We start from the raw sequence: 21,149 nt of genomic DNA on the forward strand, positions 1-21,149 counted from the left end.
TGTGGTGGGTCGGTCAGGAGCGGGCCATCGCACGCGAGGCCGCCACCGGTGCCCCGGTGATCTCCTGGGTGATCTGCTCGACGGTGCGGCCGCGCGTCTCGAAGGTCGCCACCAGCGCGGCGAGCCCGGCGAGGACCGAGATGACCCCGAAGAGCAGGAAGAACAGGAACTGCGAGGTGTGCATGGCCAGGACGAACCCGGCCAGCGCCGGCATGACGAGCCCGCCGACCTTCTGCCACGCCGCGGCCCAGCCGAGCCCGGTCGCGCGGCTCGCGGTCGGGTAGAGCTCACTGGCGTAGGCGAAGAGCGTGCTGCCGGCGAGGCCGCTGCCGAAGAACGTCGCCAGCGAGCCGAGCAGGATCACCGCGCCGGCCGCGGACGTGGTGCCCCAGAGCAGGCACAGCAGTCCACTGAGGACGAACCCGCCGCCGAGCACCACGCGGCGGCCGATCCGGTCGATCAGCTGCCCGGCCAGGAGGGCGCCGACCACGCCGGCCGCGGTGATGATCGCCGTGTAGCCGAAGCTCTTGAGCTGACCGACGCCTTGCTTTTCGAGGATCGAGGGCAGCCAGCTGGAAAGCCCGTAGAGGAACGCCCCGGCGCAGACCTCCATGAACCAGAGGGCGACGGTGTAGCGCAGGTAGCGCCGGGCGACGAGCGTGCGCACGGTGCCGCGCGTTTCGGGCGCCTCGGGGTGCTCGGCGGGTGCGCTCGCGGCGGTGCCGCGGCAGAGCGTGTCGACGATCGCCGTCCCGGCGGCGAGCCGGCCGCGGCGCAGCAGGTAGCGCACCGACTCCGGCAGCGTCGCCAGCATGGCGGCGCCGACGAGCACCGGCACGGTGGCGATCGCGAACATCGCCCGCCAGCCCCACACGGGCACCACGGCGGTCCCTACCGCGGCGGCGGTCGGCAGGCCGATCAGCCAGGCGGCCGTGGCCGCGGTGACGAGTGGCCCGCGGTGGCGGGACGGCGCGAACTCCGCGATGTAGGGCAGGGCCACGGCGATCTCCGCGCCGAGCCCGATGCCTTGCAGCGCCCGGAAGGTGAGGAGCGTGCCGAAGCTGGGCGCGAACACGGCGGCCAGCGAGAACAGCGCGTAGACCATGATCGTGATGGCCAGCGGTACTTTCCGGCCGAACCGGTCGGACACGCTGCCGGCGACGGCCGCGCCGACGAGCATGCCGGCGAACAGGACCGAGGAGAACACCCCGGCCGATTCGCTGGTGAGGTGGAACGTCTTGACGACGCCCGGCAGGACGACCCCGGTGAGGTTGATGACGAACCCGCACAGGAAGTGTCCCAAGAGGACGGTCAGGTAGATTCCGAGGTGCCGTGCGGTGAACGCCGACTCGTCGAGCCGGGCGAGCACCGAGCGGGACGCGGCGGTGGGGGACGGGGGCATGGCGGGCCACCTCTCTGTGGCATGGACCAGCGGTTGTGCGCTCTGCGGACCCCCCTTGGGTCTTCGCCGGCTACCGGTCGTCGAGGTTGCCCTGGACGCCGTGGTAGAGCTGGGAGAGCGTGGGCAGGAGCTGGTCGCGGACCTCGGGGGTGAGGCCCGCGGTGAGCTCGGCGGTGAACTTGTCGAGCGCCCGCCGTGCGGCGTCGCGCGCGTCGACCCCTCGGGCGGTCAGGTCCAGCTGCATGGTGCGCCGGCTCGTGGCCGACGGGCGGCGGGACAGAAGTCCCTGGTTGACCAGCTTGTCGACGCTTTCGGACATGGTCGACGGGTTGCGGTGCGCGAGCTTGCACAGCGCGGTGAGCGACGTGTGCCCGGCCCCGACGCGCGACAGGATCCGGTACTGCCGGATGGTGAGCGGCTGGTCGAGGCCCGCCAGCAGCTCCGTTTGGAGCCGCGTCAGCCGCCCGCCCAGGGCGAGGAGGACCTCGCCGAGGGTGGCGTCCGGCCCCGGCTCGTCGAAAGTCGCGGTGTCGCGAGCGGACATTTAGGCCCCCGTATGTTCCGGTACCCGAAGTGTTGCCGAGCCCGACTATACGTCGGGAGAGGCTCGCTGCAAAGAGCCGATTCCACGACCGCGCCCGGCGCCGGCTTCGAGCGGTTCGCGGTCGAGGCGGGCGCAGGTCGCTGCGTTCCGAGCCGGGGCAGCTCGGCGCGTTCGACCACGGTCTGCCCGGCGGGACGCGCGGTCCTGCCGAGGATCCGCTGCGGGCAGGCTCGCAGGCCCGGCTCGAACCACTTCCGCGGCGACGCCGGCGAGGAGACGGGTGCGCGGAATCGACTACCGCGCCCCGAAGCGTGAGCTGATCGGCATCGAGGCGGGCGAGATCACCGACGGCACCCGGAGGCTTGCTCGACCTGATGGACCTGGCGGATCAGCCCGGCGAGCTCCGCCGACGAGACCTTGACTGCGGCGTCGGCCGCGTTGACGTCGCCTTGACCCCGGGTGCCGCGGCCGGGCGTTAAGAAACCGTCAATACGTGTAAAGCGCCTCGCGACCCGCCGCCATCGACGGCGTCCGGACACAGTGGATCGGTAGGGTTTCGCCTCGAGGTGCCAGGCGGACTGGCCGGAGGAGGACGCGTGAGCCAGCAGACGACCACGGCGGAGCGAACACCGTCGTCCGCCCGCGATGTGGCCCGGCTGGGCCTCGTGGTCGGTGCGCTCGGGGTGGTGTTCGGGGACATCGGCACCAGCCCGATCTACACGCTGCAGACGGTGTTCAACCCGGCTGACCCGCACCCGGTGCCGGTGAGCCCGGAGAACGTGTTCGGCGTGGTGTCGCTGATCTTCTGGTCGGTCATGATCATCGTGACCGTCACCTACGTCCTGCTGGCGATGCGCGCCGACAACGACGGCGAGGGCGGCATCATGGCGCTGATCACCCTGCTGCGCCGCTGGAGCGGGCCGCGCGGCCAACGCGCCGCCGCCGTGCTGGCCGGGCTGGGCATTTTCGGCGCCGCGCTGTTCTTCGGCGACAGCATGATCACGCCGGCGATGTCGGTGCTGTCCGCCGTCGAGGGCCTCAAGGTCGTCGACGCGTCGTTCGACGACTGGGTCGTGCCCATCACCGCCGTGATCGCGGTGGTGCTGTTCCTCGTCCAGAAGCGCGGCACGGCCGCGGTCGGGCGCGTCTTCGGGCCGGTGATGATCGTCTGGTTCGCGGTGATCGGCCTGCTCGGGGTCATCGGCATCGCCGGGCATCCGGAGATCCTCAAGGCACTTTCACCCACGTACGCGCTGGGCTTCATGATCGGCCACTTCGACATCGCGTTCTTCGCGCTGGCGGCGGTCGTGCTCGCGGTGACCGGCGCCGAGGCCCTCTACGCGGACATGGGCCACTTCGGCCGCAAGGCGATCACCCGGGGCTGGCTCTTCCTGGTGCTGCCCGCCTGCGTCCTCAGCTACTTCGGCCAGGGTGCGCTGATCCTCGAGGACCCGGCCAACACCAGCAGCCCGTTCTTCCTGCTCGTCCCGGGCTGGGGCCGCCTGCTCATGGTGCTGCTGGCGACGGCCGCGACGGTGATCGCGTCCCAGGCGGTGATCACCGGAGCGTTCTCGGTCGCGTCGCAGGCCGCCCAGCTCGGCTACCTGCCGCGGCTGCGGATCGCGCACACGTCGGAGACCGAGCGCGGGCAGATCTACGTGCCGTGGGTCAACTGGCTCCTGATGGTCTCGGTGCTGACGCTGATCTTCGCGTTCCGCAGCTCGGCCGCGCTCGCGTTCGCCTTCGGGATGGCGGTGACCGGCACGATCACCATCACCACGCTGCTGTTCTTCTACGTCGCCCGCGCCAAGTGGGGCACGCCGCGCTGGCTCATCGGGGCCGGCGCGACCGTGCTGCTGGTCGTCGACCTGCTGTTCGTCGGCGCCAACCTGACCAAGCTGGTGCACGGCGCCTGGCTGCCGCTGCTGATCGGCCTGACGGCGTTCACCGTGATGATCACCTGGCAGCGCGGGCGGAAGATCGTGACCGCTGAACGCGAGCGTCGCGAGGGCTCGCTGCGGGAGTTCATCGACGAGCTGAGCGACCGCGAGATGCCGGTGCAGCAGGTTCCCGGCACGGCCGTCTTCCTCAACCGGGGCGGGCAGACCGCGCCGCTGGCGTTGCGGGCCAACGCCGAGCACAACCACGTGCGGCACGAACAGGTCGTCATCATGTCGCTGGAGACCGAGCCGGTACCCCGGGTGCCGGCCGGGCAGCGGGTGACCGTCGAGGACCTGGGCCACCGGGACGACGGGATCATCTTCGTCACCGCCCGCTACGGCTACATGGAGACCCCGGACGTCCCGGGGGCGCTGGCGCAGCTGGACCCGGCGGAAACCGAGGGACGGCTGAACGTGGCCGAGGCGTCGTACTTCCTGTCGAAGATCGAGCTGCAGCGCGGCCCCGAACCGACGATGGCGGCCTGGCGCAAGAGGCTGTTCATCGCGACGTCGTACATCACGGCGGACGCCGCGGAGTACTTCAGCCTGCCGCGCGACCGCACGGTGATCATGGGCTCGCACATCGACGTGTGAGCCTGCGTTGGGGTCACGTTGTTGCCGTGCGCGTTTCATCGATGTACCGGCGGGCGTAGCGGGCCAGACGTTGCTGGGCCTCGGGGTATGAGGTGGCGGAGGCCGGCTGGGTTCCGTCGCGGAGAGCGGTCGCGACGCCGACCGCCGCGTCCAGCGCCGCGCGGTAGGGAAGTGACCCGGTGCTGACGCGGCGGATGCCCGTTTCGGCCAGCTGGTCGAGTGTGCGGCCGGGGACGACGAGCACGTTGACCGGCAGCGGGATCGCGTCGGCGAACGCGCGCAGTTCGGCCAGGTCGGTGGCCCCGGGAACGAAGATGCCGTCCGCCCCGGCGTTCGCGTAGGTTTCGGCCCGGCGCAAGACCGCCTCGACGGTGGCGTCTTGGCCCAGCCAGTAGTTGTCGATGCGGGCGTTGATGAACACGGCCGGCGTGGCCCGTTTGACGGCGGCGATCTTGGCCGCGTGCGCTGCCGGGTCGATCAGGCGTTCGCCGGTGCTGTCTTCGATGTTGATGCCCGACGCGCCGAGGTCGGCGACGTAGGCGGCGACCTCGTCCGGGTCGTCGGCGTAGCCGTCCTCGATGTCGGCGGAGACGAACGCGGGCAGCGCGGCGAGCGCGTGCACGAGGGCGGTGGTGGCGTCCCGGCTGCCGCGGGCGCCGTCGGGGTGTCCGGCCGCGGCGCCGACGCCGAAGCTGGTGGTACCGACGGCGGGGAAGCCGGCGTCGGCGAAGGAGACGGCTGACGCGACGTCCCAGGCGTTCGGCAGCAGTAGCGGGATGTCCCCGTGGTGCAGGTCGTGGAAGTTCATCGGGTGCTCCCAGGGTCGGCCGGTCGTCGTCTGCTCAGGGACTGGGTGGCAATGGTGGCGCGCAGGGTTTGTTCGCTGCCGTGCGGGAGGGCGCCCAGGTCGCGGGTGATGGTGAAGGGGCCGGCCGGGTCGCCGTCGTCCAGGGTGAGCTCAAGAGCGATCTGCGCTCGACCGGATGCGACCAGTCGATCTGGACGCGCAGCGACTGGAAGACGCGACTCGAGAGCCGGACCGACAGGCTGGCTCCGTCGTCGGCCGGCCGGCTCAGCACCAGTGCAGCGCCGGTCAGGACGAGGTCGTTCACGGTGACTCCCTTGCGTGCCGCGAAGTTCAGTCGCGGACGTCGTACTCCTCGATGACCCGGTTGGCCAGGCGTGGCGCGATTTCGCCGAGCAGGTGTTCCTTGAAGTGCGGGGCCTCGCGGTGGGCGGCCAGGGCTTCGGGGGATGCGTAACGCTCGAGCAGGACGTAGCTGCGTTCGTCGTCGATGCTGCGGTAGGCCTCGAAGGCGAGGTTGCCGGGTTCGGTGCGGGCCGCGGTGATCAGCTGCCGCAGTGCGGCGAACACCGCTGCTTCTTCGCCGGGCTTGATCGTGTGACGGGCGATGAGCTGGATCTGGGACATCGGTTCGACCTGCTTTCAGCGGTGGTTCACGGGACGTCGGAACAGGAACAGGGTGACGGCGGCGAGCAGGCCGGTGGCGAGCTGCACGGCCCACGCGCGGTCGAAGGTCCGGGTCGCGGGGGCGCCGGCGATGAGGGCCACGAGCAGGGCGACGCCGATGGCGCTGCCGATCTGGCGGCTCATGTTCAGCACGGCACTGCCGGTGGTGGCGCGGTCGGCGGGCAGGCTGCCGGCGGCGGCGAACAGCGGGGCCTGGGACAGGCCGCCGGAGACGCCCATCAGGACGAGGCCGGGGAACAGGGTGGTCCAGTAGGCCGGGGTGTCGGTGACGGTCGCGAGCCAGTAGCCGGCGGCCAGCGCCATCGTGGCGGTGCCGGCGACGGCGGGCAGCACGCGGCCGAACCGGCGTCGGATCGGCCCGGCGCTCATCGCGAAGCCGACCGAGACGATCGGCGCGGGTGCGATGGCGATCCCGGCTTCCACGGCGGTGAAGTGCCAGACGTCCTGGACGAACAGCGCACTGCCGAGCAGGAAGATCGCGAAGCCGGTGAAGAAGCCGAGCAGGGCGATGGTGGCCGCGGTGAACTCGCGGCTGCGGAACAGCCGCGGTTCGACGACGGGCATCCGCGCGGTCAGGCTGCGCCGGATCGTGACGGCGGCGAAGATCGCGGCGGCGGCGAACAGGCCGATGGTCTTCGGATCCGCCCAGCCCCAGGACGGGCCCTGGACCGTGGCCAGGACCAGCAGGCTGACGCCGGACAACAGCGCCAGCGCCGAGGCGATGTCGGGGATCTTCCCGCCGGCCGGCTCGCGGACCTCCGGCAACAGCCGCAGGCCGGCCAGGATCGTGGCCACGCCGATCGGCAGGTTGATCAGGAAGATCCACCGCCAGTCGAGGCTCACCAGCAGACCGCCCACGGGCGGTCCGGCCGAGGCGGCCACGCCGGCGACGCCGGCCCACAGCCCCACGACCAGCGTGTGCTGGTGACGCGGGAAGCTCGGGTAGAGCAGGCCGAGCGACGTCGGGACGATCATCGCCGCGCCGATCGCCTGCACCGCTCGCGCGGCGATCAGCACGGCCAGGCTCGGCGCGAACGCGGCGAGCGCGGAGGCCAGGGTGAACACGCCGATCCCGAGCAGCAGCACGCGTTTGCGGCCGTAGAGGTCGGCTAGCCGGCCCGCGGGGACCAGCACCGCGGCGAACACGATCGCGTAGGCCGAGAGCACCCAGGACGCCGCCGCGGGGGAACTGCCCGCGAACGAGTGGCCGATGCCGTCGAGGGCCACGTTGACGATGAAGAAGTCCAGCTGCGCCATGAAGGCGACCGCACCCAGCACGGTCATGATCGCCCAGCGGTGCGGGTCGCCCTGCTCGCCCGGGGGCGTGGAGCGAGTGTTCATGGTGCTCGAGACCATCTCTCCTCCTCATTTTGGGCTTGGTAGCCCATTTAAGGATGAAGGTTCTGGGTTGTCAAGCCCAGAACGGGTAGGGTGAGGTCATGACGACGACGGAACCCCGGCTGACCCGCAAGGGGTGGGCGACCCGGCAGCGCATCATCGAGGCCGCCGCCGACCTGATGTACGAGCACGGCGTCAAAGGCACGAACAACGACCTGATCCGCCAGGCCGCCGGCGTCAGCGGCTCTCAGCTCAGCCACTACTTTCCCGACAAGGAGAGCCTGGTCCGCGCCGTGCTCGACTGGCAGGCCGACGCGATGATGGGGGCCCACAGCCAGCCGCCGCGAGGCGAACTGGACAGTGTTGCCGCCCTGCGGGCCTGGGCCGCGTCCTACCTCGGGCCGGGCGAGCCCTGGCGCGGCGGATGCCGGTTCGGCTCGCTGGCCGGCGAAGTGCTGAAGACCGAGCCGGCGCTCCGGGACGACGTCGTGCGTGGCTTCGGCCGCTGGCGCGACCAGTTCCGCGGCGGCCTGCTGGCCATGCGCGACCGCGGCGAACTGCGAGCGGACACCGACATTGACCGGCTCGCCTACGTCCTGATGACCGCGTTCCAGGGCGGGCTTCTGCTCGCGCAGGCCACCGGGGATCCCGCACCGCTGCGGGCCGCGCTCGACACGGCGGTCGGCGAGGTGGCCCGGCACGCCGTCGCCTGACCGGCTTCGTTGGGGAAGTGGCACAGCTCACACCGTAGCAGGAATGTGCGTGCGCACGCACTTGTTAGCCGTGTCGAACCTTCGACAACGAGGAGTCACCATGTCCCACGAACTGGCCGGCCGCACAGCGCTGGTCACCGGCGCCACCGCCGGGATCGGCGAAGCCGTGGCCCGGCAGCTGGCCGCACTCGGTGCGGAGGTCGTCGTGCACGGCCGCGACACCGGCCGCGGCGCCCACGTCGTCAAGGAGATCCAGGCCGACGGGGGCACCGCCCGGTTCGTCGCGGCGGACCTGGGCGACCCGGCCGAGGTGCGACGGCTGGCCGAGGCCGCCGGCGACGTCGACATCCTGATCAACAACGCCGGCATCTACCTGTTCGGCTCCACCGCCGACACCGACGACGAGACCTTCGACGCGCACTTCGCGGTCAACCTGCGGGCCCCGTTCATCCTGGTCCGCGAACTGGCGCCGGGCATGGTCCGGCGGGGCCAGGGCGCGATCGTCAACCTCAGCACCTTCGGCGCGTCCGTCCCCGGCCGCGGCGGTGGCGCCTACGGCGCGTCCAAGGCCGGGCTGGAACTGCTGACCAAGATCTGGGCGGACGAGTACGGACCCGCCGGCGTCCGGGTCAACGCGGTCGCGGCGGGCCCGACCCGGACTCCCGGCACCGCGGCCTACGGCGAATTCGCCGAAGCGCTCGGCGGCGTCACCACCCTCGGCCGCGTCGCCGAGGCCGAGGAGATCGCCAACGCCGTCGTCTTCCTGGCCACCCCGGCCGCCGGCTACGTCAGCGGCGCCGTCCTGCCGGTGCACGGCGGCCTGCAAGCCGTCGCGCCGCACTGAACCCTTCCACCCCAAGGAGAACTCGTGAACAACCGATTCGACGGCAAGGTCGTCATCGTGACCGGCGGCGGCTCCGGCATCGGCGCCGCCGCGGCGCTGCGGTTCGCGGCCGAAGGCGCGACCGTCGTCATCGCCGGCCGCACCAAGTCCACTTTGGACCAGGTCGCCGCGCAGGCGCCCGGCCGGATCGAGGTCCGCGTCACCGACCTGGCCGAGGAGAACGCGGCAACCGAGCTCGTCGACGAGGTCGCGCGCGCTCACGGCCGCCTCGACGTCCTGGTCAACAACGCCGGCGCCGCACTGCCGGGCCGCGCCGAGGACACCGACGACGCGCTGTGGCGGCGGATCATGGCCATCGACCTCGACGCGGTGTTCTTCGGCTCCCGCGCCGCGATTCCCCACCTGCGCGCGACGAAGGGCTCGATCGTCAACGTGTCGTCGGTGAGCGGGCTGGGCGGGGATCCCGCGGCGGTCGGCTACAACGCGGCCAAGGGCGCCGTGGCCAACCTGACCCGGGGCATGGCCCAGGACCACGGCCGGGAAGGCATCCGCGTCAACGCCGTCGCGCCGAGCCTCACCGAAACCGGGATGACCGTGCCGTTCCGGGCGATCCCCGGCGTCGCGGAGGCGTTCGCGCAGCGGATCCCGATGCGCCGCGCCGCGACCGCGGAGGAGGTCGGTGACGTGATCGTGTTCCTGGCCGGACCGGACGCCCGGTTCGTCAACGGTGTCGTCCTGCCGGTCGACGGCGGGCTGACGGCGGGCAGCGGGCAACCCGAAATCGCCCCGCCTGCCGCCTGAGCCCGCTCAGAGCGCGTCGGCGATGGCCCGCAGGGACCGGGTGAGTGCGGCGTGGTCGGCCGGATCGAGGTGGCGCAGGACGTGCTCGCGCACGCTGGCCACCTGGTGCGGCCACGCCGCCTCGACCCGGGCCAGCCCGGCGTCGGTGATGGTCAGCCGCGCGCTGCGGCCGTCTTCGCCGCCGCGGGTGCGCTCGACCTCGCCGCGGCGGACCAGGCTCTCGGCCAGCCGGCTGACCCGGCTCGGCGACAACCCGACCCGGCCGGCCAGCTCGCTGATCCGCAGCCCGTCCGGGCGCGCGTCCCCGAGGTTGGCCAGCGCCACGTACTCCGGCCCGGTGATGTTCGCGCGCTCCTGCAGCCGCAGGTCCATCGTCCGGGGGAGCACGTTCAGCACCCAGGCGAACGCCCGCCAGAGCTCTTCTTCCCCCGCGCTCAGCGGCGTCTTGTCCGTCCCGTCCGCACCCACCTGATCAGCATAGTTCGCCCGCAGAAAGAGACCGCAGATGACCGACCTCGCCTACACCGTCGCGCTGCCACCGACCCGCCGCGCACCCGAACACATCCAGTACGCCGAGGAGCTCGGCTACTCCCACGCTTTCCTGTTCGACACCCCGTTCCAGGGCGACGACGTCTGGGTGCAGCTGCACCGCGCCGCCGAGCGCACCAGCACGATCGGCCTCGGGCCGGGTGTGCTCGTGCCGAGCCTGCGTCACCCGCTCGTCAACGCGGCCAACACCGTCTCGCTGCACCAGCTGGCGCCGGGCCGGGTGAACGTCGCGTTCGGCACCGGCTTCTCCAGCCGCGCCGCCACCGGGCAGTCCGCGCTCAAGTGGTCCTATCTGGAGCAGTACGTCCAGGTGTTCCAGGCGTTGCTGCGCGGCGAATCCGCGGACTGGGAGGGCGCGCCGATCAAGCTGCTGCTCACCAGCGACCTGGCCGGCGAGCTGCCGTTGCGCGTGCCGCTGCTGATCGGCGCCATCGGCCCGAAGGGTGACGCCGTCGCCCGCCGGCTCGGCGCGGACGGGCTGTTCGGCATGCTGCGGCCCACCGAGAACATGAAGGACTGGAAGCGGGCGAGCCTCGCCATCCTGGGCACCCCGCTCGACCCCGGTGAGCGGGTGACCGACGAACGCGTCCGCTTGGCGGCCGGACCGCTCTGGGGCGGCATGTTCCACTTCGTCCACACGATGCAGGGCGCCGACGCCGTGCGTGAGATGCCGGGCGGTCCCGCGTGGCTCGAGGTCGTCGAACGCGTCCCCGAACGCGAGCGGCACCTGGTCATCCATCAGGGTCATGTGCAGGAGATGAACGAGGCGGACCGGGCGGCGTGGGACGCCGGCGGCCACGTCTCGCTCACGGCGACGACGTGGACGGCACCGGCCGAGGAGTTCGGGGCCGCGGTGCGGGCGCTGGCCGGCCAAGGAGTCACCGAAGTCCAGCTGCAGCCGACCGGCCCCGACATCCGACGCGAACTGGAGGTGTTCGCGGACGCCGTCCGCGCGTGACCCGGGTGACGACGCTGCCCTGGCCTATTCGGCCGGTGTGGTGCCGGCGGGTTCGAGTACGACCACCGGAATCGTCCGCTCGGTGTAGGTGGCGTAGGTCGCGTACGGCTTGTAGATCGCCACCGCTCGCTCCCACAACGAGGCTCGCTCCGCGCCCTCGGCGACGCGGGGACGGACCCGCCGGCGTTCGCCGCCGGGGAGCTCTACTTCGGTGGTCGCCATCGCCGTCAGGTTGTGGAACCACGCCGGATGCGCGTCCACGCCGCCTTTCGACGCGATGACGACCAGCCGTGGCGAGTCGTCGAGGTAGATCAGGGGGCTGATCCGGGCCTCGCCGGACTTGCGGCCGACGTGGTGGAGCAGCAGTACCGGCGCGCCACCGAAGAACGACCCGCCGATCTTGCCGCCGGTCCGCTGGAACAGGACCGTGTTGAGCCGCGCCAGCTGCCGGTTCAGCTTCCAGTAGCGAGAGGTCGGTGCGGGAGGTTTCGGCATGCTCGAAATACTGTCACTTCGTGACACTTGTCGTCAACTGACAACTGTCTCTCGGTGACGTGGTTGCCGTACGCTGGCCGCCATGGAGAAGCTCGGCCTGCGGGAACGGAAGAAGCAGCGGACGCGGGAGGCGCTGATCGACGCGGCCCAGGCGTTGTTCTGCGCCCACGGGTTCGAGGCCACGACCATCGACCAGATCGCCGAATCCGTCGAAGTCTCGTCGCGGACGTTCTTCCGGTACTTCGCTTCGAAGGAGGACGTCGCGCTGGCCCTCGCCGACGAACAGATCACCGCGGTGCTCGACGCGTTCGCCGCGCAACCGGCCGGCCTGCCGGTGCTGACCGCGCTGCGGACGGCCGCGGTCGAGGTCATGCGCACGTACGAAACCGACTCGCGCTTCCACGGCCTGCAGAACGTGATCTCGGTCAGCCCCGCGCTGACGGCCGCGCGCGTCGAGCGGGCGACCGCCCGGTTCGACGAGGTGGCGCGCCTGGTCGGCACCCGGATGGGCGTCGACCCGGCCGTGGACCCCCGGCCCCACCTGGTGGTCTCGGTGGCCCTTTGCGCGGTCCAGACGGCCGTCGCCGCTTGGCGGGCGGCCGGCCACGAGGCCCCGGAGTCCGAGCTGACCGGGCAGGCGTTCGACTTGCTGGCCGCCGGCCTCGACTACCCCGCGGGAGGGGCTGTCGCCGGACGCTGAGTTCCGCTTCTCGTCGAGGCGGGACGTCAGCGGAAGAGGCGGAAGAACCCGCGAACCTGTTCGACCAGCGACTCCGGCTGCTCCAGCGCGGCGAAGTGGCCACCGCGCGGCATCCGCTCGAACCAGCGCAGGTCGGTGAACCGCAGCTCGGCTTCCCGGCGCGACGGGCGGGTGATGTCGCGCGGGTAGACCGACAGCCCGGACGGTGCGGTGACCTTGTCCCTGAAGTGAGCGAAGCTTTCCCAGTACAGGCGCGCCGAAGACGTGGCCGAGGCGGTGAACCAGTAGACCGAAACCTCGTCGAGGATCTTCTGACGCGATACCACCTCCTCGTGGTGGCCGTCGTGGTCGGTCCAGGCCTGGAACTTCTCGGCGATCCAGGCGGCCTGACCGGCGGGGGAGTCGGTGAGGCCGTAGCCGAGCGTCTGCGGCCGCGTCGACTGGATCGCCGAGTAGCCGCGGCCGGTGCGCTGGAACTCCTTCTCCGCGGCGAGGTTCGCCAGTTCCGGTGGTGTCGGGTCGTCGAACGCGCCCGCGGCCACCGACCCCAGGTTCAAGTGGACGGCCGCGACCCGCTCCGGCGCGACCTCGCCGAGCGCGCCGGAGACCGCCGAACCCCAGTCCCCGCCCTGCGCGCCGTACCGCTCGTAGCCCAGGGAAACCATCAGCGCGTCCCAGGCACGGGCGATGCGGGTGACGCCCCAGCCGGTCGTCGACGGCTTGTCGCTCCACCCGTAGCCGGGCAGCGACGGGGCGACCACGTGGAAGGCGTCCGCGGGGTCGCCGCCGTGGGCGCGCGGGTCGGTCAGCGGGCCGAGGACGTCGAGGAACTCGAGCACCGAACCCGGCCAGCCGTGGGTGAGCACCAGCGGGAACGCGTCCGGCTCCGGCGAGCGGACGTGCAGGAAGTGCAGGCCCAGCCCGTCGATGGTGTCGCGGTACTGCGGGAAGGCGTTGACCCGCTCGGCGAACCCGAAGTCGTAGTCCTCGGCCCAGCTGCGGCAGAGTTCGCGTGTGTAGGCCAGCGGGACTCCCTGTGACCAGTCGTCGACCGGTTCGGGCTCGGGCCACCGCGTCCGGCGCAGCCGTTCGCGCAGGTCCGCGATCTCGGCTTCGGTGATGCTGACCTCGAACGGCTCGGCGGCCATCGCGCGTCTCCTTCCGTCGGCTCTCGCACCGGAACAACGGTTACGGCGACGCGGGCCCACGCGGATCCGGCACCAGCAGCCGGGCGGCCTCGCGGAACTGGGCCACCAGCGGGTTCGGGTCCCGCGTCCGCGACGCCACCACGACCCGGCAGGGCTCGAAGCCTTCGACGGGAATCGCCGTCACGTCGTCGCGCAGCCGGAGGCGGTGGTCGCCGGCGGGCAAGACCGCCACCGCGCTTCCCGACGCCACCAGTTCCAGCTTGTCCTCGAAGCTGTCGTCCGGCGCGGGCGGTGGGGTGCCGTCCTTCGGGGTGCTCCAGAGCGTCGGCGTCACCGCGCACGCCACCAGTTCCTCGTCACCCAGGTCGTCCGCCGAGACGACTTCCTTGCCCGCCAAGCGATGCGTGACCGGGACGAGCAGTACGCGCGGCTCTTCGTACAACGGCGTCACCGCCGCGGAGAACGCCAGCGGCTCGCGCGTGACCAGGGCGTCGACGCGGCCGTCGGCCAGCGCGCGCACGTCGTGCCAGCGCAGCAGCCGCGTCCGGACGCGCGCGTCCGGCCGTCGGTGGCGCAGCGCCTGCACCGCGGGCGTGACGACCAGACCCTCGACGTACCCGATGGTGATTTCGCCGGGCGGGTCCGCGGCACGGGCGACGGACACGGCGTCGTCGGCGGCTTCGAGGACGGCGCGGGCGCGCGGCAGGAACGCTTCGCCGGCCGGCGTCAGGCTGGTTCCCTGCGGCGTGCGCGCGAACAGCCGCACGCCGAGCTGGTGCTCCAGCCGCTGCATCTGGCGGCTAAGCGACGGCTGGGCGAGGTGCAGGGCCGTGGCGGCGCGGCCGATGTTGCCGTGCTGAGCCACGACCGTGAAGTACCGGACCAGCCGCAGGTCGAGATCCACTCTTCGAGCGTACGCCGCCATGCACCGGCGGTATGGCGGCATGCGGAACGGGACTTGGACGCGGCGGCGGACCCGGCAGTTCACTCGGGTTATGAACGCTTACGAAGGAAAGAACGTCGTGATCACCGGCGGGAGCAGCGGCCTCGGTTTCGCGGCCGCCGAACTGCTGGTCGACCGCGGCGCCCGGGTGCTGATCACCGGGCGGGACAAGGAAAAGCTCGACTCCGCGCGCCGGCGGCTGGGCGAGCGGGCGACGGCCGTGCGCAGCGACTCCGCGTCGATGGCCGACATCGAGGAGCTGGCCCGGCTGGTCGGCGCGGAGTTCGACGCGGTGGACGCGGTGTTCGTGAACGCCGGGGTGACCGCCTTCGCGCCGTTCGAGTCGACGCCGGAAGCGCAGTACGACGAGCTGTTCGCCGTGAACACCAAGGGCCCGTACTTCACCGTGCAGAAGCTCGCGCCGCTGCTGCGCGAGGGCGCGGGTGTCGTGCTCACGACGTCGGTGGCCAACGAAAAGGGCCTCGACATGATCAGCGTCTATTCCGCGACCAAGGCGGCGTTGCGGTCGATGACCCGGTCCCTGGCGCGGGAGCTGCTGCCCCGCGGGGTGCGCGTCAACGCCGTCAGCCCGGGGCCGATCGCCACCGGCATCCTCGACGCGACTGTGCCGCCCGACGTCGCCGACCGGCTGAAGGCCGAGATGCGGGCGCAGAACCCGATGCAGCGCTTCGGAGAGCCGGCCGAGGTCGCGGCGACGGTGGCCTACCTGGCGTTCGAAGCCACGTTCACCACCGGGGCCGAGATCCCCGTCGACGGCGGCGCCGCCCAGCTTTAGCGGGACGGGCGAACCACGGCGCTTTCGCAGCCGTCTTTACGATGTGGCGGTGCACCGGGGGCAGATGGCGTTGGCCGAGATGCTGGCAGGGCTGCGGAGCAGCCGCGGTCTCTCGCAGGAGCAGCTGGCGGAGCTGAGCGGGATCAGCGTCCGCGCGATCGGGGAGATCGAGCGGGGCGCCACCCGGCGTCCGCAGCGCGAAACCCTGCGCGCGCTCATCGGGGCGCTGGGCCTGACGCCGGAGGAGCGGGAGGCGTTCGCCCGGACCGCCCGGACGGCACCGCCGCCGGACACCCGCCGCCGGCGGACGGCGGCCCGCCCGGCGTTGCCCGCGCCGGTCACCTCGATCGTCGGCCGGTCCGACGATCTCGCCGCGGTGCTCCGGCTGGTCCAGGATCCGCCGGTGCGGCTGGTCACGATCACCGGCACCGGCGGGGTCGGGAAGACCCGCCTCGCTCTCGAGGTGGGCTGGCGGGCGGCGAGCCGGTTCGAATCCGTGCACGGCCTCGACCTGAGCGCCCTGCGGGACGCCGACGACGTCCCGCAGGCGCTGGCCGAGTCCCTGCGGACGCCCGACCCGGCCGCGCTGATCGGCGACGGGCGATGGTTGCTGGTGCTCGACAGCTTCGAGCACGTGGCCGCGGCGGCCACCACCGTGGCCACGCTGCTGGCCGGGTGCCCGGGGCTGACCGTCCTGGCGACCAGCCGCTCGCCGTTGCGGCTGCGGGGGGAACACCTCTGGCCACTGGCCCCACTGTCCACTCCGGACAGTGACGACCCGGCGGCCCTGGCCGGCAACGCGGCCGTCCGGTTGCTGGTCGAACGGACCGCCGCGGTCCGGCCCGGGTTCGCGCTCACCGGGGACAACGCCGTCGCGGTCGCGGCGCTGTGCCGCCGGCTCGACGGCCTGCCGCTCGCCCTGGAGCTGGCCGCCGCGCGGCTGCGCACCCAGGCACCGGCCCAGGTGCTCGCCCAGGTCCGCGACCTGCACGGCGACGCGGTGGACCTGGCCGACCGGCACGTGAGCCTGCGCCGCACGGTGGAATGGAGCACGCGCGGGCTCACCGATCCCGACCGGCGGTTGTTCGGCCTGCTGGGCGCGTTCTCCGGCGGCGCCGACCCGGTCGACGTCGAGGCCGTGCTGGGCGCACCGCCGCATTCGCTGGCGACGCTGGCCGCGCACAGCCTGGTCACCGTCACCGAACGGGCCGGCGGTCCCCGGATCGGCATGCTGGACACCATCCGCGAGGTCGTCGAGGACCAGCTCACCGGAGCGGGCGATCGCGACGCGCACGCCGGGCACTTCCTGCGCCTGGTCCGCGACGGCGATCCCCGGCTGGGCGATGAGCAGGACAACGTCCGGGCCGCGCTCCAGCAAGCCGTCGACGCCGCGCCGGCCCTGTTGTGCGCGGAAACCGTGCGCGCACTGACCAAGCACTACGTGGCCCGGGGGCGGTTCGCCGAAGGACGGCGGATGCTCACGGGGGCGGCCGGTGCCGCGCCCACCGAGCAGGCCCGGGCGTGGGCGTGGCACGGCGCCGCGGTCACCGCCAACGAGAGCGGCGACCCGGAGATGGCGCTGGCGCTGGCCGCGTCCGCCGCCGAGGCGTTCGGCGCCGACCCGGACGGCCGGGCCGCGACGCTGACCCTGATCGGCAACGCCCACAAGTTCGCCGGCCGGTACGACGACGCCGCGGCCGCGTACACCGGCGTGCTGGACCAAGCGAGGACCATGGGCGACGCGCGCCGCGAGACGATCGCGCTGAACAACCTGGGCGCGCTGGCGCACGACCGCGGCGCGTTCGCCGAAGCCATCGAATACCACGCGGCCGCGCTGCGCCGTAAGCGCGAACTGGGCGACAAGCGCGGTGTCGCGGTGGCTCAGCTCAACCTCGGCGCCGTGCGGAACGACACCGGCGACCACGCCGGCGCGGCCACCCTGCTGACCGAGGCCGCCGCGACGTTCGCCGCTCTCGGCGAACCGGGCTCGGAGGCGTTCGCGCTGGCCCTGCTGGCCCAGTCCCAGGCCGGCCTGGCCCGCTGGGACGACGCCACCACCACCGGCCGGCGGGCGCTGGAGCTGGCCCGGCGGGCCGAACACGCCCAGGCGACCGGGCTCGCGCTGCTCGCCCTCGGCGAAACGGCGGCCGCCGGCGGTGACGCCGACGGCGCCGCCCGGCTGTTCCGCGAGGCGTTGACGTTCCCGATCGGCCTGCCGGACCAGGCCCGCGTCCGCGCGCACCCGGCGATGCGCTGATCGGCGGAAACCCGGTTCTGCCGGCTTTTCCGCCGGTTCCGCCTGGAGCCGGACGTGCGGTGCTCCCTAGGGTTCGCGCATGCTTCAGCTACCCCGCCTGCTCCGCGCCGCCGTGCTGGTTCCGCTCGCGACCACCGCGCTCGTGCTGACCGGTGCCATGCCCGCCCACGCCGACCGGACCATCTACCCGCCGGTGAGCGGCGACGTGGTGGCCTGGCAGACCAACGAAGGCAGCTGGGCCGGCGGCGCCCCCAAGTGCGTGCAGGTCGACAAGGGACGGCTCGACGACTTCGCCCCGGTCGACCAGCTCTCGTGCGCGTACGGCAACAACCAGCGATGGCGGATGGGGCAGGCCACGGACGACCCGGCCGTGTTCTGGCTGCAGAACGTCCGCACCGGCAAGTGCCTGGACGACTACGCCTACGGGACGAACCAGGGAAACCCCATCATCCAGTACACCTGCCTCGTCGGCACGAACCAGCAGTGGCGGATGCTGTGGGACTACTACAACGGCGTCGCGGAGTTCCAGAACGTGAACAGCGGAATGTGTCTTTCGGTGGACGGCATCAACACCGACAACTACCGCCGGTTGGTGCAGAACCCTTGCTACAGCTTCGTCAACGAACGGTTCCAGCCGGTCTGGTGACCACGTTTTCCTTTTGATCAGGGAAAGGCAATGATGAGAAGTCGGAGAGCCGGCTCGGTCGGACTCGTCCTGTGCGCGGCGACCATCGCGGCGCTGGTACCGGGTGGCACCGCGGCCGCCGCCACCGCGGCCGCCACCACGTTGATCAGCGTCGGCGTCGACGGCAAGCCGGGTACCGGGGCGAGCGGGGAGCCGTCGGTGTCCGCCGACGGACGGTACGTGGCCTTCCGGTCCTCGGCCCGCACCCTCGTCGGCGGCGACACCAACGGCGTCGACGACGTGTTCGTGCGGGACCGGGTGGCCGGGGTGACCACCCGAGTCAGCGTCGACCGCACCGGCGCCGAGGGGAACGGCGCCAGCTGGGCACCGTCCATTTCGGCCGACGGCCGGTACGTCGCGTTCGTGTCGGACTCGACGAACCTGGTTCCGGGCGACACCAACAGGTTCCGGGACGTGTTCGTCCACGACAACCTGATCGGGTGGACGAGCCGGGTCAGCGGCGGGCTGCTGGGCGCCCCGGGCAACGACGACAGCCTCGACCCGGCGATCTCGGCCGACGGGCGGTTCATCGCGTACGACTCGTACGCCGGCAACCTCGTCCCCGGCGACACGAACCGCGTCCGGGACGTCTTGGAGTACGACCAGCAGTCGGACCGCACCGTTCGCGTCAGCGTCGATTCGAGCGGCACGGAGGTCAGGGGCGCGAGCCGGCTGCCGTCGATCTCGGCCGACGGCCGCGACGTCACGTTCGAATCCGACGCCACGACCCTGACGAGCTCCGACACGAACCAGGCGACCGACGTGTTCGTGCACGACAAGCTGACCGGGCTGACCGATCGGGTGAGCGTCAACGCCCACGGTGACCAAGGGCAAGGCGCCAGCACCTTCGCCACGATGTCGGCCGACGGGCGTTACGTCGCCTACCAGTCGGCCGCGGGGAACCTGCTGCCGAACCCGGGGGACACCAACGGCAGGGTCGACGACTTCCTGGTCGACCGGCAGACGTCGACGGTCACCCGGTTGAACGTCCTGTACACGGGCGCGCAGGACATCGACGGCACGACCTCGGGCGTCCGCCCGTCGATCTCGGCCGACGGCCGGTACACGGCGTTCGGCTCCTTCGCGTGGAGACTCGTGCCGTTCGACCGCAACAGCGCGGCGGACGTGTTCGTCCGTGACCGCGATACGGCGACCACGACCCGGGCGAGCGTCGCCGGGAACGGCGCCGAGGGCAATGGAGACTCCGCGACGCCGTCGATCTCGGCCGACGGCAAGCACGTCGCGTTCCAGTCGGTCGCCACGAACTTCGCGACGGGCACCGACATGTGGACCCCGAACGTGTACGTGCGCGACCTCGGCTGATCCTCCCCGTTCTCAGGTCGCGGGGAAGTAGTGGCCGTTGTCCAGATCGGCGAGCAGGCCGGGCCGGGTGGGTTCCCAGCCGAGGGTCTCGCGGGTGATCCGGTTGGACGCCGGGTAGCTCTGTGTCACGACGTTCGCGAGGAAGCCGAAGTGGCCCGGCACCACCAGGGCGTCGACCGGGATGCTCACGACGGGGAGGCCCAGCCGGCTGCCGATGGCCTCGGCGATGGTGCGGAACGGGATGGCGCCGTCCGCGACCGCGTGCCAGTAGCTGCCGGCCGGGCCCTTTTCCCAAGCCAAGCGGAACACGGCGGCGGCATCGCGGGCGTGCACGGCGTTCCACCGGTTGGTGCCGTCGCCGGGGTAGGCGACGGCACCTTTCTCCTTCGCCAGCGCGATCAGCCGCTGGAGGAAACCGGCTTGGTCGGTCGTGCTGTGCGCGATGTTGGCGAGGCGGACGATCGACGACCGCACGCCGCGCTCGGCCAGGCCGATGACCGTGGTCTCCACGATGTTGCGGGCCCGCAGGGTGCCCGCGTGCTCCTCGCCGGCCGGCAAGGCCGGGTCCTGCTCGGTGGCCGGCCGGCCCAGGTTCCCCGGCGAACCGATGCTCCCGGCCGCGACCAGCGGCTTGCCGGTTCCCGCGAGCGCCTCGCCGTAGGCCAGCATGATCGGGACCTCCGCGGCGGCCACGGCGTCGATTCCGCCGGTGGGGAGCAGGTCTTGGCGATGCGCGACGTGGATGACGCCGTCGGAGTCCGCGGCCGCCTCCTTGAGCCCGTCGAGATCTTCGAGGTCGCCGCGACGCACCTTCGCGCCCAGCGCGGACAACGCGGTCGCCGCCGTGTCGGAGCGGGCCAGGCCGGTGACCTCGTGCCCGGCGGCGATGAGCTCGGGGATGATGTGGGAACCGGTGTGACCGGTCCCGCCGGTGACGAAAACTCGCACGATGTGTCCTACTCAGTTCTTGATGGTGACGCCGAGGCTGATGTCGAACCCCGCGCCGTGGCGGGCCAGGCCCATCAGCAGCGGACCGACCGCCTCCAGCCACCGCGCCGCCGCGAGGCCGCCGGCATCCAGCGGGCGCAGCCCGAGGCTCTCGATGAACGCCGACACGCGGGCCTTGGCGTCCGCGTCGTCGCCGGCGATGAGCACGTCCAGGCGGCCGCCCTGGGCCAGAACGTGGCCGAAGACGGTGTTGAACGCCTTCACGACGTGCGCGCTCGCCGGAACGGTCTTGGCGATCTCCTGCGCGCCGGAGGTGCCGGCGGGCGTGACGACCCCGGTGGCGTCGGCGGTGAAGGTGTTGGAGATGTCGATGACGACCTTGCCGGCGAGCGCGTCGCCGAACTGGGCCAAGACCTGAGCGGCGCTGGCATAAGGCACCGCGGAGACCACGATGTCGCCGGCCGGGGTGGCGCCGAACGTTCCGGCCGTCGCGCTGCCGCCGAGCTCGGCGGCCAGGTCCTTGGCCTTGATTGCGTCGCGGCCGATGACCTCGACGGTGTGGCCGCCCTCGACCGCGCGGGTGGCGATGGCGCGGGCCATGCCGCCGAGGCCGATGATGCTGATGGTGCTCATGGTGTGCTGCTTCCTGGAGTCGGATGGTGTCTGCGGGGCGCCCGAC

At 72.1% G+C, this 21,149-nt stretch carries 21 protein-coding genes; 10 read left to right on the forward strand and 11 right to left on the reverse strand.

From position 1 onward, the window contains the following. Positions 1-13: 13 nt before the first annotated feature. Positions 14-1,402 carry an MFS transporter gene (locus ACIRSS_RS06295; protein ID WP_400891230.1) on the reverse strand — a complete coding sequence of 463 codons (1,389 nt, stop codon included), beginning with the start codon at positions 1,400-1,402 and terminating at the stop codon, positions 14-16. A 70-nt stretch (positions 1,403-1,472) separates the two neighbouring features. Further along, the gene (locus tag ACIRSS_RS06300; protein WP_400891231.1) at positions 1,473-1,946 is read right to left on the reverse strand and encodes a MarR family winged helix-turn-helix transcriptional regulator; all 474 of its coding nucleotides are present in this window, start codon (positions 1,944-1,946) and stop codon (positions 1,473-1,475) included. Between the two features lie 596 nt (positions 1,947-2,542). Here ACIRSS_RS06300 and ACIRSS_RS06305 point away from each other — a divergent pair. Continuing rightward, a complete protein-coding gene (locus tag ACIRSS_RS06305; protein WP_400891233.1) occupies positions 2,543-4,480 on the forward strand; it encodes a potassium transporter Kup in 1,938 nt (645 codons plus the stop codon). Positions 4,481-4,493: 13 nt separating this feature from the next. Here ACIRSS_RS06305 and ACIRSS_RS06310 read toward each other — a convergent pair whose 3' ends face one another. From ACIRSS_RS06310 to ACIRSS_RS06320, 3 genes are all read right to left on the reverse strand, one after another. Beyond that, on the reverse strand, positions 4,494-5,288 hold the full coding sequence (locus ACIRSS_RS06310; RefSeq protein ID WP_400891235.1) for an isocitrate lyase/phosphoenolpyruvate mutase family protein: 795 nt from the start codon (positions 5,286-5,288) through the stop codon (positions 4,494-4,496). A gap of 330 nt (positions 5,289-5,618) precedes the next feature. Then, positions 5,619-5,912, reverse strand: coding sequence for a putative quinol monooxygenase (locus tag ACIRSS_RS06315; RefSeq protein WP_400891238.1), 294 nt, complete (start codon positions 5,910-5,912; stop codon positions 5,619-5,621). Between the two features lie 15 nt (positions 5,913-5,927). Beyond that, entirely contained in the window at positions 5,928-7,313 is a 1,386-nt protein-coding gene (locus ACIRSS_RS06320; protein WP_400891241.1) for an MFS transporter, read from the reverse strand. 98 nt (positions 7,314-7,411) lie between these two features. On the opposite strand from ACIRSS_RS06320, the gene ACIRSS_RS06325 reads away from it, so the two are divergent. The 3 genes from ACIRSS_RS06325 to ACIRSS_RS06335 all read left to right on the forward strand — a co-directional run bounded on the left by ACIRSS_RS06325 (position 7,412) and on the right by ACIRSS_RS06335 (position 9,668). Beyond that, the gene (locus tag ACIRSS_RS06325) at positions 7,412-8,023 is read left to right on the forward strand and encodes a TetR/AcrR family transcriptional regulator (RefSeq protein WP_400891243.1); all 612 of its coding nucleotides are present in this window, start codon (positions 7,412-7,414) and stop codon (positions 8,021-8,023) included. A gap of 100 nt (positions 8,024-8,123) precedes the next feature. Next, positions 8,124-8,867 (forward strand): SDR family NAD(P)-dependent oxidoreductase, encoded by a 744-nt coding sequence (locus tag ACIRSS_RS06330; protein ID WP_400891245.1) that lies wholly within the window; start codon positions 8,124-8,126, stop codon positions 8,865-8,867. 24 nt (positions 8,868-8,891) lie between these two features. Then, positions 8,892-9,668 (forward strand): SDR family NAD(P)-dependent oxidoreductase, encoded by a 777-nt coding sequence (locus tag ACIRSS_RS06335; RefSeq protein ID WP_400891247.1) that lies wholly within the window; start codon positions 8,892-8,894, stop codon positions 9,666-9,668. Positions 9,669-9,674: 6 nt separating this feature from the next. On the opposite strand, the gene ACIRSS_RS06340 is transcribed toward ACIRSS_RS06335, so the two are convergent. Then, a complete protein-coding gene (locus tag ACIRSS_RS06340) occupies positions 9,675-10,136 on the reverse strand; it encodes a MarR family winged helix-turn-helix transcriptional regulator (RefSeq protein ID WP_400891249.1) in 462 nt (153 codons plus the stop codon). 37 nt (positions 10,137-10,173) lie between these two features. Here ACIRSS_RS06340 and ACIRSS_RS06345 point away from each other — a divergent pair, with 37 nt between their 5' ends. Further along, complete coding sequence (locus ACIRSS_RS06345; RefSeq protein WP_400891252.1) at positions 10,174-11,175, forward strand: LLM class flavin-dependent oxidoreductase; 1,002 nt, start codon at positions 10,174-10,176, stop codon at positions 11,173-11,175. Between the two features lie 24 nt (positions 11,176-11,199). Here the strand turns inward: ACIRSS_RS06345 and ACIRSS_RS06350 are convergent, their stop codons facing one another. Beyond that, positions 11,200-11,670 (reverse strand): nitroreductase/quinone reductase family protein, encoded by a 471-nt coding sequence (locus tag ACIRSS_RS06350; RefSeq protein ID WP_400891255.1) that lies wholly within the window; start codon positions 11,668-11,670, stop codon positions 11,200-11,202. 82 nt (positions 11,671-11,752) lie between these two features. Here ACIRSS_RS06350 and ACIRSS_RS06355 point away from each other — a divergent pair, with 82 nt between their 5' ends. Further along, positions 11,753-12,370, forward strand: a complete 618-nt coding sequence (locus tag ACIRSS_RS06355; RefSeq protein ID WP_400891257.1) for a TetR family transcriptional regulator — start codon at positions 11,753-11,755, stop codon at positions 12,368-12,370. A 26-nt stretch (positions 12,371-12,396) separates the two neighbouring features. On the opposite strand, the gene ACIRSS_RS06360 is transcribed toward ACIRSS_RS06355, so the two are convergent. Next, positions 12,397-13,518, reverse strand: a complete 1,122-nt coding sequence (locus tag ACIRSS_RS06360) for an epoxide hydrolase family protein (RefSeq protein WP_400891261.1) — start codon at positions 13,516-13,518, stop codon at positions 12,397-12,399. Positions 13,519-13,558: 40 nt separating this feature from the next. After that, on the reverse strand, positions 13,559-14,422 hold the full coding sequence (locus ACIRSS_RS06365; RefSeq protein WP_400891263.1) for a LysR family transcriptional regulator: 864 nt from the start codon (positions 14,420-14,422) through the stop codon (positions 13,559-13,561). Positions 14,423-14,513: 91 nt separating this feature from the next. Between ACIRSS_RS06365 and ACIRSS_RS06370 the strand changes: the two genes are divergently transcribed. The 4 genes from ACIRSS_RS06370 to ACIRSS_RS06385 all read left to right on the forward strand — a co-directional run bounded on the left by ACIRSS_RS06370 (position 14,514) and on the right by ACIRSS_RS06385 (position 19,522). Next, entirely contained in the window at positions 14,514-15,257 is a 744-nt protein-coding gene (locus ACIRSS_RS06370; RefSeq protein WP_400891265.1) for an SDR family oxidoreductase, read from the forward strand. A gap of 49 nt (positions 15,258-15,306) precedes the next feature. Beyond that, positions 15,307-17,514 (forward strand): ATP-binding protein, encoded by a 2,208-nt coding sequence (locus tag ACIRSS_RS06375; RefSeq protein ID WP_400891266.1) that lies wholly within the window; start codon positions 15,307-15,309, stop codon positions 17,512-17,514. Between the two features lie 79 nt (positions 17,515-17,593). Continuing rightward, positions 17,594-18,160: an RICIN domain-containing protein gene (locus ACIRSS_RS06380; protein WP_400891268.1), complete on the forward strand. Its 567-nt coding sequence runs from the start codon at positions 17,594-17,596 to the stop codon at positions 18,158-18,160. Positions 18,161-18,193: 33 nt separating this feature from the next. Beyond that, entirely contained in the window at positions 18,194-19,522 is a 1,329-nt protein-coding gene (locus ACIRSS_RS06385) for a TolB family protein (RefSeq protein ID WP_400891270.1), read from the forward strand. 12 nt (positions 19,523-19,534) lie between these two features. Here the strand turns inward: ACIRSS_RS06385 and ACIRSS_RS06390 are convergent, their stop codons facing one another. Both ACIRSS_RS06390 and ACIRSS_RS06395 read right to left on the reverse strand, forming a co-directional pair. After that, a complete protein-coding gene (locus tag ACIRSS_RS06390; RefSeq protein ID WP_400891272.1) occupies positions 19,535-20,470 on the reverse strand; it encodes an SDR family oxidoreductase in 936 nt (311 codons plus the stop codon). A gap of 12 nt (positions 20,471-20,482) precedes the next feature. After that, a complete protein-coding gene (locus ACIRSS_RS06395; RefSeq protein WP_400891274.1) occupies positions 20,483-21,103 on the reverse strand; it encodes an NADPH-dependent F420 reductase in 621 nt (206 codons plus the stop codon). Positions 21,104-21,149: the final 46 nt, after the last annotated feature.

This window comes from Amycolatopsis sp. NPDC101161, from assembly GCF_044768185.1.
Taxonomy (GTDB): Bacteria; Actinomycetota; Actinomycetes; order Mycobacteriales; family Pseudonocardiaceae; genus Amycolatopsis.

Coding starts and splice junctions, on each gene's coding strand:
- ACIRSS_RS06350 (WP_400891255.1), bottom strand. CDS start 11,670: ATGCCGAAACCTCCCGCACCGACCTCTCGCTACTGGAAGCTGAACCGG.
- ACIRSS_RS06310 (WP_400891235.1), bottom strand. CDS start 5,288: ATGAACTTCCACGACCTGCACCACGGGGACATCCCGCTACTGCTGCCG.
- ACIRSS_RS06325 (WP_400891243.1), top strand. CDS start 7,412: ATGACGACGACGGAACCCCGGCTGACCCGCAAGGGGTGGGCGACCCGG.
- ACIRSS_RS06385 (WP_400891270.1), top strand. CDS start 18,194: ATGAGAAGTCGGAGAGCCGGCTCGGTCGGACTCGTCCTGTGCGCGGCG.
- ACIRSS_RS06295 (WP_400891230.1), bottom strand. CDS start 1,402: ATGCCCCCGTCCCCCACCGCCGCGTCCCGCTCGGTGCTCGCCCGGCTC.
- ACIRSS_RS06315 (WP_400891238.1), bottom strand. CDS start 5,912: ATGTCCCAGATCCAGCTCATCGCCCGTCACACGATCAAGCCCGGCGAA.
- ACIRSS_RS06320 (WP_400891241.1), bottom strand. CDS start 7,313: ATGAACACTCGCTCCACGCCCCCGGGCGAGCAGGGCGACCCGCACCGC.
- ACIRSS_RS06355 (WP_400891257.1), top strand. CDS start 11,753: ATGGAGAAGCTCGGCCTGCGGGAACGGAAGAAGCAGCGGACGCGGGAG.
- ACIRSS_RS06300 (WP_400891231.1), bottom strand. CDS start 1,946: ATGTCCGCTCGCGACACCGCGACTTTCGACGAGCCGGGGCCGGACGCC.
- ACIRSS_RS06380 (WP_400891268.1), top strand. CDS start 17,594: ATGCTTCAGCTACCCCGCCTGCTCCGCGCCGCCGTGCTGGTTCCGCTC.
- ACIRSS_RS06330 (WP_400891245.1), top strand. CDS start 8,124: ATGTCCCACGAACTGGCCGGCCGCACAGCGCTGGTCACCGGCGCCACC.
- ACIRSS_RS06370 (WP_400891265.1), top strand. CDS start 14,514: ATGAACGCTTACGAAGGAAAGAACGTCGTGATCACCGGCGGGAGCAGC.
- ACIRSS_RS06345 (WP_400891252.1), top strand. CDS start 10,174: ATGACCGACCTCGCCTACACCGTCGCGCTGCCACCGACCCGCCGCGCA.
- ACIRSS_RS06395 (WP_400891274.1), bottom strand. CDS start 21,103: ATGAGCACCATCAGCATCATCGGCCTCGGCGGCATGGCCCGCGCCATC.
- ACIRSS_RS06360 (WP_400891261.1), bottom strand. CDS start 13,518: ATGGCCGCCGAGCCGTTCGAGGTCAGCATCACCGAAGCCGAGATCGCG.